This window comes from Streptomyces sp. NPDC026575 (assembly GCF_055567415.1).
This window is the reverse complement of the sequence record NZ_JBVHQM010000027.1, coordinates 13,172-26,184: the sequence shown is the minus strand read 5'-3', so window position 1 is coordinate 26,184 and position 13,013 is coordinate 13,172. Positions and strand designations below refer to the sequence as shown.

Sequence of the window (13,013 nt, the reverse complement as noted above, 5' to 3'; positions counted from 1 at the left end):
CAACCGCGGCGCGACGGCGAGCCGCGGGACCGCGGCGCGACGGCGAAGAGCGCCACGGCAACCGCGCCGGAGTACAGCGCCACCGCGACCGCTTCGGAAGTACAGCGCCACGGCACCACCTCACCGCACGGCACCGGTATGGCAGGCGCAGCGACAGGGGGCTACGGGGATGGGCAGACGACTCGACCGTACGGCTGGACGCGCGAGGGCCGCGGTGGTGGCCGCGGGGCTGGCGCTGGCGCTGGCCGCCTGTGGCAGCGGCGGCGGGGCGAAGGGCAGCGGCGGCAGTGGCGGGAGTGGCGGCGGCAAGGGGGGCTCCACCGCCCCGACCGTGCGGCTGCCCAAGCTGAACGGGCAGAAGCTGCAGGTCACCGCGGTCTGGACGGGGCCGGAGCGGGAGAACTTCGTCAAGGTGCTGGACGAGTTCGAGAAGCGCACGGGGGCCGAGGTCGCCTTCGTGCCCAGTGGTGACGACATGGCCGGTTTCATCGGCTCCAAGATCGCCGGTGGCGGCCCGCCCGATGTGGCGATGCTCCAGCAGGTCGGTGTGCTCAACGAGTTCGCCGAGAAGGGCTGGCTCAAGCCGCTCGGCGCGGGCGCCAAGGCGCAGCTCGCCAAGAACTACTCCAAGGGCTGGCGGGATCTCGGCGCCCACAAGGGCACCCCGTACGGGGTCTACTTCAAGGCCAGCAACAAGTCGCTGGTCTGGTACAACGCCCAGGCGTTCGACAACGCCGGCGCCAAGGAGCCGAAGACCTGGCCGGACTTCGTCAAGGCGGCGGAGATCATCTCCGAGTCGGGTGTCGAACCGGTCTCGGTGGGCGGTGCGGACGGCTGGACGCTGACCGACTGGTTCGAGAACGTCTACCTCTCCCAGGCGGGTCCGGAGAAGTACGACCAGCTGGCGCGGCACAGGATCAAGTGGACCGATCCGACGGTCAGGCAGGCGCTCACCACGCTGGCGCAGCTCTTCGGCCGCAAGGACCTGCTGGCGGGCGGCGGTTCCGGTGCGCTGCAGACGGACTTCCCGACATCGGTGACCCAGACCTTCAGTGGCGGTGACGCTCCCAAGGCCGCGATGGTCTCGTCGGCCGACTTCGCCGCCGCCAACATCACCCAGACCAAGGCGAAGGTCGGTACGGACGCCAAGGTCTTCGCGTTCCCGGCGGTGGGCGGCAGGTCCCCGGTGGTGACCGGCGGCGATGTGGCGGTGGCGCTCAAGGACAACAAGGCCGCGCAGGCGCTGCTGACGTTCCTGGCGTCGACGGACGCGGCGAAGATCTGGGCGCAGGCGGGCGGGTTCATCTCGCCCAACAAGGAGCTGGACCGGGCGGCGTACGCCGATGACGTGATGCGGAAGATCGCCGAGGCGCTGATCGCGGCGGGCGACGGCTTCCGTTTCGACATGTCCGATCAGGCGCCCGCGTCCTTCGGCGGCAAGCCGGGGCAGGGCGAGTGGAAGGACCTGCAGGACTTTCTGAAGGATCCGAAGGACATCGCCGGTACGCAGGCGCGGCTGGAGAAGGACGCCGCCAAGTCCTTCGGGCGTTGAGAGAACTCGTGGGCGAGACCACGCCGTTGAGGGCACGTCGTCCGGGCGATGAGAGGGCCTCTTCCGGGCGAGGGGAGGGCGTCGCCCGGGGACCGTCCGGGCGCTGAGAGCCTGCCGCCGACCGCTTCGACCGGGACCGGGGGACCGTCACGATGAGCGACTCGATGAGCGACCAACAGCGCGATCGACAGCGCGCCCCGAAGAGCCGCGTACGGGGCGGTGTCCGGGCCGGCGCGGCCACCCGCCGCTGGATCGCCGCAGTGTTTCTGGCGCCGGCGTTGCTGCTGCTGGGTGCGCTGGTGGTCTATCCCATCGTGTTCTCCGTCTACCGCAGCCTGTTCGACGCGTCCGGTGACGGGTTCGTGGGGCTGGGCAACTACGGGGAGCTGTTCTCGGACGAGGCCATCCGTACGGCGCTGCGCAACAACGTCGTCTGGGTGGTGGTGGCGCCGACGGTGTCGACGGCGCTGGGGCTGGTCTTCGCGGTGCTGACCGAGCGGATCCGGTGGGGCACCGCGTTCAAGTTGATCGTGTTCATGCCGATGGCGATCTCGATGCTGGCGGCCGGGATCATCTTCCGGCTGGTGTACGACCAGGACCCGCAGCGGGGGGTCGCCAACGCGGTGTGGGTGGGGGTGCACGACACGTTCGCCGATCCGGCGCCGTTCCCCGGTGCCAAGCCGCGGCCGCGCGCCGATCTCCGGCCGTCCGGCGGCGGCGCGTTCACCACGCGGTCGGCCGTACGGGCGGGCTCGGCGGTGGATCTGCCGCTGGTCGCGGTGCGGGCGGACGATCTGCGGGGGGCGAAGCCGGCGGCCGCCGCCGTACCGCGGCCCGGGAAGGTCACGGGCACCGTCTGGCTGGACTTCACCCGCGGGGGCGGCGGCCGGCCCGATGTGATCGACGGCGGGGAGCGGGCACTGGCGGGTCTGACGGTGGAGGCGGTCAAGGACGGCCGGGTGGTGGCCTCGGCGACGACGGCGGCGGACGGCAGCTACGCGCTGCCCGCGGAGCAGGCCGGCGGTGCGCGGCTGCGGTTGCCCGCGAGCAACTTCGCCGAGGCGTACGGCGGTGTCGACTGGCTGGGGCCGGCGCTGGTCACCCCGGCCATCATCGGGTCCTATGTATGGATGTGGGCCGGTTTCGCGATGGTGCTGATCGCCGCGGGGCTGGCGGGGGTGCCGCGTGAGCTGCTGGAGGCGGCGCGGGTGGACGGGGCCGGCGAGTGGCAGGTGTTCCGCCGGATCACGGTGCCGCTGCTGGCGCCGGTGCTGGTGGTGGTGCTGGTCACGCTGATGATCAATGTGCTGAAGATCTTCGACCTGGTGTACATCATCGCCCCGGGCTCCAGCATCCGGTCCGCCAATGTGCTCGCGCTGCAGCTGTTCCAGTCGTCGTTCGGCACGGATGTGGACGAGGGGCTGGGCAGCGCGATCGCCGTGTTCCTGCTGCTGCTGGTGATGCCGGTGATGTACGTCAATCTCCGGCGCATACGGAAGGAGCGTCGCCGATGACGACCGTGGACGGTGCCGTACCGGACCGGCGGGCCGGGGCCTCGGGTGGTGGCGGGCGGGCCGGGCGGTCCCTCGCCGCGCGGCTGGTGGCGCGGGCGGGTGGCGGTGCCATGCGGGTCTTCCTGGTCCTGGTCGCGCTGTTCTGGCTGATGCCGTCGGTGGGGCTGCTGCTGTCGTCGCTGCGCGGTCCGCGGCGGATCGCCGAGTCCGGCTGGTGGCAGGTCCTCGCCGAGCCGGCCCAGCTCACCTGGGACAACTACAGCCGGCTGCTGGCCAACGAGAAGGTGATGGGCTCGCTGCTGACGACGGCCTCGATCACGGTGCCGGCGACGGTGCTGGTGGTGGTCATCGGGTCGCTGGCCGGCTATGCGTTCGCGTGGATGGACTTCCCCGGGCGGGACGGCTGGTTCCTGGTCGTCGTGGGGCTGCTGGTGGTTCCGGTGCAGGTGGCGCTGATCCCGGTGGCGAAGCTGTTCGGCGCGGTGGGGCTGTTCGAGACGACGGCCGGGGTGATCGCCTTCCATACGGCCTTCGGGCTGCCGTTCGCGGTGTTCTTGCTGCGGAACTTCTTCGCGGAGATCCCGCGTGAGCTGCTGGAGGCGGGGCGGCTGGACGGGGCGGGTGAGCTGCGGCTGTTCACCCGGGTGGTGATGCCGTTGGGCGGTCCGGCGATCGCGTCGCTGGGGATCTTCCAGTTCCTGTGGGTGTGGAACGACATGCTGGTGGCGCTGATCTTCGCGGACAGCGGCAGCCCGCCGATCACGGTCGCGCTGCAGCAGGAGGTGCGGCAGTTCGGCAACAACATCGATGTGCTGGCGCCGGGGGCGTTCTTGTCGATGGTGGTGCCGCTGATCGTCTTCTTCGCCTTCCAGCGGCAGTTCGTCTCGGGTGTGATGGCGGGCGCGGTGAAGTAGGCCCGTGGGGGGCCTGCCGGGGGGGCGGCCGGGGAACCGGTGCAGAACCGGTGCACGGCCGGTGCCGCGGGGTCTTTTGTTGTTATCCCGCGTTCATGTCGGTCCCCCTACGATGTCGGGCACCGCCGTGAAAGGCATGGTGCGCCGGCGCCTTGTCGTGGAGACTGCCTAGCGGTGCTCGTGCCGGCGTGCGAGCGATGGCGCCTGGGCCCTGCGCGGGTCGCGCCGGTGTGCCGCGGCCATGATGCCGGGCACGTTCATAACTGCAGATATCGCACGGATGCCGCACGGACCCCGCACAGATCCCAGATAACACCCATATCCCCTCACACCCGTACCTCGTATCCCTTATCTCGTCATCCCCTGACCCGAGTGCATTTCGCCCTACGTTCCCGACCGTCTGGAGACGGACCGCACATGACTGCCCCCATCGCAGACCAGAGTGCCGAACAACTCCCGCGCCCCGCCCGGCTGTCCGAGGTCAAAGGCTGGTTCTTCACCGCCGATCAGCTGCTCTTCGACTGGTTCCTGGCGTATCAGCAGGACCGTTCCGAGTCGGGTGACCTGCTCGAACTGGGCGCGTATATGGGCAAGAGCGCGATCTTCCTCGGTGCGCGGCTGCGCCCGGACGAGCGCTTCACGGTCTGCGATCTCTTCGACTCCCCCGCCGAGGACGCCTCCAACTCCAAGGAGATGAAGAAGTCCTACGCGACCCTGACGCGCCGCGCCTTCGAGGCCAACTACCTGTCGTTCCATGACGAGTTGCCCACCATCGTGCAGGGTCTCAGCTCGATCGTGAGCGACCATGTCGAGCCCGGCTCGGTGCGCTTCGCGCATATCGACGCCTCGCATCTGTACGAGCATGTGCACGGCGACATCCTCGCGGTGCGCGAGCTGCTCACCGGCAGCGGTGTGGTGGTGCTGGACGACTACCGCGCCGAGCACTGTCCGGGGGTGGCCGCCGCCACCTGGCAGGCCGTGGCGAACGAGGGGCTGCGCCCGATCTGCATCACCGGCACCAAGTTCTACGGGACGTGGGGCGATCCCGAGCCGGTGCAGAAGGCGCTGCTGGAGTGGATCGCGGCGCGCGGCGACATCTGGCACGAGGTGCAGTACGTCAACGACGCCCCGCTGATCCGGCTGAGCGCCAAGGGCGCCAAGGAGCCCGCCCAGCCGGTCTCGCGCCACCGGGCGGTGCCCGCCGCCCGCGCCGGGCAGCGGCCGTCGGCCGCCCGTCCGGCGGCGTCGGGGGCCCGTCCGGCGTCCCGTCCGCCGGTTCCGACGCGGAGCACGGTGCGCCGGGTGGCGCTGGACGTGCTGCCGCCGATCGTCACCCGGGCGATCGTCAAGGCCCGTAAGCGGGCGCGTACCCGCTGAGGCGGGCGGGCCGGGGGCGCGGCGTCGCCCGTCACCGCGGCGCCGTGTCCGTGAGCCCGCCCACGCGCTGTTCCGGGACCTGCGCCACGAGGACGAAGGCATTGGAGCGCAGCAGCATCCCGGCCGGCCGCGGCAGCGGATGGGAGTAGGTGCGGCGGACGGCCAGGCCGGCGGATTCGGCGAAGGCGCGCAGGAGGTGGAAGTCGGTGAAGCGGACCGGGGCGGGGCCGGCGGCCCGGTGTCCGGCCTCCTGCGGGGTGATCAGCAGGACGCCGCCGCCGGGCCGTACATAGCGGACGTAGGCGCGCAGCAGCTCTTCGACCTGTTCGTCGTCGAGGTGCTCCAGGACGTGCGCGGCCAGCAGTGCGTCGAAGGCGCCGGGCCGGGCGTGCGGGCCGGCGAGGAAGGCGTCGGCGGTGTAGGCGGTCAGTCCGCGGGTGCGGCAGCGCTCCACGGACTGGGGGTCGTGGTCGACTCCGACGCTGCCGGGGGCGCATCCGGCGAGGGTGTCGCCCTGTCCGCAGCCGATCTCCAGTACCCGTCCGGCGCCGATGCGCCGCAGTTGGCGGCGGTAGGGGGTGCGGTCGGGCAGGAGCCGGGCGAGGCCGCTGCGGGCCCGCTCGACCGGCAGCCGGGCGGTGGAGGCGGCCGGGGCGGTGCTGGTGGAACAGGCGGCCGGGGCGGTGCGGGGGTCGCTGCCGGGCGGCTGGGCATCGGGGTTGTCGGTGGCGGTGGAGCTGTCGGTACGGCCGGGCATCGGGACGCGGTCACCTTCCCTGGGGACGCGGCGCGCGGGGCGCCATAACGCTGTGCATCGGGTCTACGGCATCTGACGCGCGCCCGGCGCTACGGCGCGCCGACAGTTGCACACCGAGCGTAAGCACCCGGACACGTACTGTCGATGACGCGTCTCACCCTTTCAGCGCAGATCCGGTGACCGCGCCGCCGGTGGTGAGTTGAACGGTCCGGTCTTGTGCATCACCAGTCCGGAAAGGCTTGGTCCGCGTATGAAGCCTCGGCTCACCGTCGTCGTCCCCGTGCATCGCCTGGAGGGTTCCGAGCGCAATGTGGAGGAGTGCCTGGATTCGGTGGCGGCTCAGACGCTGACCGAACTGGATGTGGTGCTGGTGGACGGCGGTCCCGCGCAGGGGCCGGCCGGTGGGGCGGAGGGCGCGCCCGCCGCGGTCGCCCGCCGGTTCGCCGAGCGGGATCCGCGGTTCCGTATCGTCCACCATCCGGGGGGCGAGGCGGCGGGCGGATGCGGTGCGGTGCGCAACGCCGGTGCCCGGCACGGCTATCCGCACACCGACTACCTGGCGTTCCTCGACGCCGACGACGTGCTGCTGCCGCGCGCCTACGAGGATCTGGTGGGCCTGCTGGACAAGTCCGGTTCGGATCTGGCGACGGGCAACGTCTACCGCCTCGGCCCGGGTGGCCGCAGTCAGTCGGCGCACCACCCGGAGACCTACGGGACGGCGCTGCGCACCCACATCACCGAGGACCTGTCGCTGCTGTCGGACTGCTTCGCGCGCAACAAGGTCTTCCGGCGCGCTTTTTGGGAGCGGCATGAACTGGCCTTCCCCGAAGGGGAGTTGTGTCATGACGCGGCGGTGACGCTGCCGGCGCACTTCCTGGCCAGGACGGTCGACGTGCTGCATGAGCATGTGTGCTACTGGCGGCTGCCGGAGGGGCCGGGCCGGTTGCGGGGGCTCGATGCGGAGGGTGTGCGGGAGCGGTTCGCGGCGGTGGCCACGGTCCGCCGCTTCCTCGCCGATCCGGCCCGTGCCCATCTGAACGCCTATCAGCGCGACTACGACCGGGCGCAGCTGACCGACGGGCTGCTGGATCTGGTCGAGGCGCTGCCGGCCGCGGCCCCGGGGACCCGGACGGCGTTCCTGGACTGCGCCCGGGGCTTCCTGGCGGGTGCCGATCCCCGGTTGTTCCCGGCGCTGCCGGTGGAGCTGCGGATGCGCTGGTATCTGATCCGCGCGGGGCGGATGGCCGATCTGCTGGCACTGCTGGCGCACGAGGCGCGCAACCCGGCGGGGTTCGCGGTGGCCGGTCCGCCGCTGCGCAAGCGGGCGGTGCTGCCGCTGGGCGGCCCGGCGGCGGGCGGCGGGCGCGGCGGGGCGGGAGAGGTCCCGGCGCTGGAGCTGCCGCCCGGTGTGACGCGGCTGGAGCGCGCCGACTTCCCGGTGCGGGCGCAGGTCGCCGAGGCGGTGTGGCGCGAGGGTGTGCTGTGCCTGCGCGGTTACGCCTATATCCGCAATCTGGCCGCCGCGCACCGGCACAGCTATCTGCGGACGGCGGTGCTGTCGTGCGGCCGGCGGCGGATCCTGCTGCCGCTGCGGCCGCTGCTGATGCCGGAGGCGACCGCCGAGTCCGGTCAGGAGCAGCACTGCTACGACTGGGCGGGTTTCGAGGTGCGGCTGGATCCGGCGCGGCTGCGGCGGGGCGGGCGCTGGGAGGAGGGCGAGTGGCGGGTCGGGGTGCTGCTCACCTCGGCGGGCGTGGTGCGGGCGGCGGCGCTGGGTGCGGCGCCGACGGGGTCGGGTGCCGCGCCGGGCGCCTTCGACGTGGCCGACGAGGGTGCGGCGGGGCGGGTGCGGATCACGCCGGGGTACGTGCAGGGGCGGCTGGGGCTGTCGGTGGCGCGCCGTACCCGGCGGCTGGTCGGGCAGCGCGTGGCGGGCGGGGCGCTGGAGGTGACGGTGGCGGCTCCGGGGCCGGCGCCGTCGGCGCTGCGGCTGACGCATCAGGGGACGGGGACGGTGGTGTCGTTCCCGGTGGAGACGGCCGCGGCCTCCGGGGAGGCGGCGGACGCCGGGGAGGCGGCGGACGCCGGGGAGGCGGCGGGCGCCGGGCCCGGGCGGCTGACCGTCCGCATCCGGCTGGACGCGCTGGCCGCGGCGCGGCCGGTCCGCGACGGCGCGCCCGCGGCGATCGCCCCGGTGCACACCGAGAGCTGGTCGCCGGAGCTGGTGCTGGCGGGCGGCGGCACCGAGGCGATCGCCTGCGAGGTGGGTCTTGCGCCGGTGGCGTATCCGCTCTCGCACGGCCGTGAGCTGGTGGTGGCGGCCTCCGCGGCGGGCGACGTCGTGCTGCACGACCGGACCCCGCAGCCGTATCTGGACCGGGTGCTGTGGCGCCCCGACGGCGCGCTGCTGGTGGCGGGCGGGCTGCCGGCCGCCGCGCCGCACGCCACCGAGCTGGTCCTCAAGCACGCGGCGCACGCGGCCGAGTTGGCGTTCGCCACCACCCACGACGAGGGTCGGTTCCATGGCACGCTGCCGCTGGGGGCGCTGCCTTCGCTCGCCGGTCCGGTGCCGCTGCGGGAGGGCCGCTGGAGCCTGCATCTGCGGGAGCGGGGGGCGCCGGGCTCGCCGCTGGACGCGCCGGTGCGGATCGCGCCGGCCGTCTGGGAGGGGCTGCCGGCCGGCTGCACGGTGGGCGGCAAGCCGCTGACCCTGGACCGGCTGCGGGACGACGAGGCGCTGGTGATCGCGGGTCCGGCGCTGCCGGTCACCGACCGGGGCCCCTACCGGCGCCGGCTGCTGCGCGAGCAGCACTATGCGCTGCACCGCTCCCGCCCGTTGCGTGACACCGTCCTGTACAGCAGCTTCGGGGGCCGCGCGTACGGGGATTCGCCGCGGGCGGTGCACGAGGAGCTGGTGCGCCGGGGTGCGGAGGTGGAGCATCTGTGGGCGGTGCGCGATGCGCAGGCCGCGGTGCCGAAGACGGCGCGGGCGGTGGTGGTGGGCAGCGCCGAGTGGCACGGGGCGCTGGCGCACAGCCGTTGGGTGGTCACCAACACCCATCTGCCGCGCTGGTTCACCCGGCGCGGCGGCCAGCGCATCATCCAGACCTGGCACGGCACTCCGCTGAAGCGGATCGGAGCGGATCTGGCGGGCACGCTGTGCGCGGGGCTGGCGCATCTGGCGCCGCGGCCGCGGGTGAGCCGGCAGTGGAGCGTGCTGCTGTCGCCGAACGCGCACAGCACGCCGGTGCTGCGGTCGGCGCTGGGCTATTCGGGGCGGCTGCTGGAGACCGGTCTGCCGCGTACGGACGCGCTGTTCGCCGCCGACCGGGACCTGAGGGCGGCGGCGGTGCGGGAGCGGCTGGGGATCGCGCCGGACCGGAAGGTGGTGCTGTACGCGCCGACGCCGCGGGACGATCTGGCGTACGACGCGGGTCACCACCGGCTGCATCTGCCGCTCGATCTGGAGCTGGCGCGGCGGGAGCTGGCGGACGGCCATGTGCTGCTGGTGCGCGGTCATCCGCTGGTGGCGGACCGGCTGCCGGGCCATCACGCGCCGTTCGCCGTGGACGTCTCGGGCTACCCGGACGCCACCGAGCTGCTGCTGGCCGCGGACGTGCTGGTCACCGACTACTCGTCGTTGGCCGCGGACTTCGCCAACACGGGCCGCCCGATGCTGTTCCTGACCCCCGATCTGCCGCACTACCGCGATGCGCTGCGCGGGTTCACGCTGGACTTCGAGGCCCGGGTGCCGGGACCGCTGCTGACGTCGACCGGCGAACTGATCGACGCGCTGGGCGACTTGGAGGCGATCGCGGCGGCCGGTGCGGACGCGTACGCGGACTTCCGGGAGGCGTTCTGCCATCGGGACGACGGCGGGGCGGCGGGCCGGGTCGCGGATCTGATGGAGCGGTGAGGCTCCGAGGGGGTGGTGGTGCGAGCGAGCGGTGGGCGGGCCGGTGCGCGGCAAGGTGAGGGCACGCGGATCGGCATCGCACGGCGTTCGCGTCGTTACAGCATGTGCGGGTTCCCTCACGGGCGTCCGTACACCCGGCTCCCGACTCCGTCCGGTCATGGGATGGCAATGAGGCGGAAAACCGAGGCGGCGGGTGCAACCGCTCGGCGGGATTCGCCCTCTGACCCATCGGATATGGGTACGGACCCCGCTCGCGCCAAGTGATGCTGTCGACACGAAATGTAGATTTAGTGACTGTGAAAGAAGCCCTAGAGCCTCAGCCAGGGCCCACCATCACGCCATCCGCGCAGGTCAGCATCGTCGTCATCGCCTTCAACGATGCCGTCCATGTCGGCGATGCGGTGCGCTCGGCGCTCGCGCAGGAGACACCCGGGGAGACGGCCGCCGAGGTGATCGCGGTGAACGACGCCTCCACCGACGGCACCGGCGCCGCCCTGGACGCCCTCGCCCGTACCGAGCCGCGGCTGCGGGTCGTCCACCGCAGCGAGAACAGCGGCGGCTGCGGCACTCCCCGCAACGACGGTCTGCGCGCCGCCACGGGGCGGTTCGTGATGTTCCTGGACAGCGACGACGTGCTGCCGCCGGGCGCGGCGCGGGCGCTGCTGGCCGCCGCGCTGGAGCACGACGCGCCGGTGGCGGCGGGGGCCTGTGTGCGCCGTGAGCTGCCGGCGCGGCGGGACATCCCCTGGCTGCCGGCGCTCTACCGCGAGGCGGCGGTGCACGAGCCGGCCGCGTCCAGTCCCCAGCTGGTCCGCGACACCCTGTGCGTCAACAAGCTCTACGACCGGGCGTTCCTGGCCGAGCACGGCATCGTCTTCCCCGAGGGCCGCTTCACCTACGAGGACTTCGTCTTCACCGCCCGGGTGCTGGCGGCGGCGCCGCGGATCGCGACCATCCCCGACAGCGTCTACATCTGGCATGTGCGCCGCTCGGCCGCCAAGCAGTCGATCTCCCTGGACCGCAAGGACGTCGCCAACTGGCAGGCGCGGATCGAGGCGCACCGCACCAGCGTGCGGATCTTCCTGGACGCCGGGCACAAGGCGCTGGCGCAGGCCGCGGCCACCAAGTTCCTCGATCACGATCTGCGGATGTACGTCCGCGAGCTGCACACCCGCGGCGGCGACTACCGCGCGGAGTGGTGGCGGCTGACCCGCGACTATCTGGCGGGCTTCGACGAGGCGGAGCTGCGGGCGGCGCGGGCCCCGGCCCGCTGGCTGGCCCGGGTCGTGCTGGCCTCCCCCGTTCCGCGCGACCTGGACCGGCTCACGCAGCTGGCGGGGCGGCCCGGCCGGCTGCTGCCGCCGTACGCGGAGGCCGACGGGCGGGCGGTGTGGTCGGCGGACCTTCCGGGGATCGAGCTGGAGGCGATCGGCACCAAGCCGCTGCACCGGCTGCCGGTGACGGTGGACGCGGAGCCGGTGGTGGCCGGCCGCGGTGTGCTGCGGCTGCGGGTCCATGATCTGTACGGGCGGCTGGCGGCGGCCGGTCCGGAGAGCATCGACGTCGAGCTGCGGCGGCGGCGCGACGACCGCCGCGGCCCGGTCCACACCGCGGCGCTGACGCCCGCGGCGGGCGTCGCCGGGGCGGAGACCTGCTGGTCGGCGGAGGTCGTGCTGGACATAGAGGCGCTGGCCGAGCGCGGCAGCGGCCGTGCCGATCCCGAGCCGTGGGATCTGATGGCGCAGGTCAGCTGTGCCGACGGCGCCGGTTTCCGGGCCGCTCTGCGGGCCACCGGGCCGGGGCTGCGGCGCCGGGTCCTGCCCAGCCGGCGGCATGCCGTGCTGCTGGTGCAGCCGTATGCGACGACCGGCGGCGCGCTGTCACTGCGGGTCGCGTCGGGGCTGCGCAGCGTGTGGCGGATCGCCGCCCGCCGGCTGCGCCGCTGAGCGCCGCCCCTTTCGTTGTCCGACCCCGAGCCTAGGATTGGCGCTATGTCTTACTTGATCACGGGTGGTGCCGGCTATATCGGCTCCCATGTCGTACGGGCCCTGCGGCAGGCGGGGGAGCGGGTCGTGGTGCTGGACGACCTGACGACGGGCGTGGCCGCCCGGCTGCCCGAGGGCGTCCCGCTGGTCGTCGGCTCGACCCTCAACCGCGCCCTGCTCGACGAGACGATCGCCGCGCACGGCGTGACCGATGTGGTGCATCTGGCCGCCAAGAAGCAGGTCGGCGAGTCCGTGGAGATGCCGCTGCTGTACTACCGGGAGAACGTGCACGGTCTGCAGACGCTGCTGGAGGCGATGGCCGCGGGCGGCGTGGGCCGCTTCGTGTTCTCCTCCTCCGCCGCCGTCTACGGCATGCCGGACGTCGACCTGGTCACCGAGGACACGCCCTGCGCGCCGATCAACCCCTACGGCGAGACCAAGCTGGTGGGCGAGTGGATGGCCCGTGCGGCGGGCCGGGCGCACGGCATCAGCACGGCCTGTCTGCGCTACTTCAACGTCGCCGGCGCGGCCACTCCCGAGTTGGCCGACACCGGTGTGTTCAACATCGTGCCGATGGTGTTCGAGAAGCTCACCGAGGGCGCCGCGCCGCGGATCTTCGGCGACGACTACGACACCCCCGACGGCACCTGCATCCGCGACTACATCCATGTCGCCGACCTCGCCGACGCCCATGTGGCGGCCGCCCGCAAGCTCGCCGAGCCGGGCCCGGTACGTGATCTGACGCTGAACATCGGCCGGGGCGAGGGCGTCTCGGTGCGCGAGCTGATCGGCCTGATCACCGAGATCACCGGCTATGAGGGCGTCGTCCCCGAGGTGACCCCGCGGCGCGCCGGCGACCCGGCCCGGGTGGTGGCGGCCGCCGACCGGATCGGCGCGGAGCTGGGCTGGAAGGCGCACCACGACGTCCGCGACATGATCACTTCGGCGTGGGCGGGGTGGCTCCACCACCACCCGCAGGGCTGAGGCGGCATCCCGCC

8 protein-coding genes are annotated in these 13,013 nt (G+C 72.9%); 7 read left to right on the top strand and 1 reads right to left on the bottom strand.

Annotated features, from left to right (window positions below; translation table 11 throughout):
* Positions 1-169: 169 nt before the first annotated feature.
* From ACZ4NB_RS30305 to ACZ4NB_RS30290, 4 genes are all read left to right on the top strand, one after another.
* Complete coding sequence (locus tag ACZ4NB_RS30305) at positions 170-1,552, top strand: ABC transporter substrate-binding protein (protein WP_467666246.1); 1,383 nt, start codon at positions 170-172, stop codon at positions 1,550-1,552.
* A 164-nt stretch (positions 1,553-1,716) separates the two neighbouring features.
* Complete coding sequence (locus ACZ4NB_RS30300) at positions 1,717-3,066, top strand: carbohydrate ABC transporter permease (protein ID WP_467666245.1); 1,350 nt, start codon at positions 1,717-1,719, stop codon at positions 3,064-3,066.
* The gene (locus tag ACZ4NB_RS30295; RefSeq protein ID WP_467666244.1) at positions 3,063-3,980 is read left to right on the top strand and encodes a carbohydrate ABC transporter permease; all 918 of its coding nucleotides are present in this window, start codon (positions 3,063-3,065) and stop codon (positions 3,978-3,980) included. Before ACZ4NB_RS30300 ends, ACZ4NB_RS30295 begins: the two co-directional genes overlap by 4 nt.
* Before the next feature lie 417 nt (positions 3,981-4,397).
* Positions 4,398-5,357 carry a class I SAM-dependent methyltransferase gene (locus tag ACZ4NB_RS30290; RefSeq protein WP_467666243.1) on the top strand — a complete coding sequence of 320 codons (960 nt, stop codon included), beginning with the start codon at positions 4,398-4,400 and terminating at the stop codon, positions 5,355-5,357.
* 31 nt (positions 5,358-5,388) lie between these two features.
* Here the strand turns inward: ACZ4NB_RS30290 and ACZ4NB_RS30285 are convergent, their stop codons facing one another.
* Positions 5,389-6,114: a class I SAM-dependent methyltransferase gene (locus ACZ4NB_RS30285; RefSeq protein ID WP_467666242.1), complete on the bottom strand. Its 726-nt coding sequence runs from the start codon at positions 6,112-6,114 to the stop codon at positions 5,389-5,391.
* 250 nt (positions 6,115-6,364) lie between these two features.
* Here ACZ4NB_RS30285 and ACZ4NB_RS30280 point away from each other — a divergent pair, with 250 nt between their 5' ends.
* The 3 genes from ACZ4NB_RS30280 (at position 6,365) to galE (ending at position 12,999) form a co-directional block, all read left to right on the top strand.
* Entirely contained in the window at positions 6,365-10,030 is a 3,666-nt protein-coding gene (locus ACZ4NB_RS30280; protein WP_467666241.1) for a bifunctional glycosyltransferase/CDP-glycerol:glycerophosphate glycerophosphotransferase, read from the top strand.
* A gap of 296 nt (positions 10,031-10,326) precedes the next feature.
* Positions 10,327-11,976, top strand: a complete 1,650-nt coding sequence (locus ACZ4NB_RS30275; protein WP_467666240.1) for a glycosyltransferase family 2 protein — start codon at positions 10,327-10,329, stop codon at positions 11,974-11,976.
* A 45-nt stretch (positions 11,977-12,021) separates the two neighbouring features.
* Positions 12,022-12,999, top strand: coding sequence for a UDP-glucose 4-epimerase GalE (gene galE, locus ACZ4NB_RS30270; protein ID WP_467666239.1), 978 nt, complete (start codon positions 12,022-12,024; stop codon positions 12,997-12,999).
* The last annotated feature ends 14 nt before the right edge of the window (positions 13,000-13,013 follow it).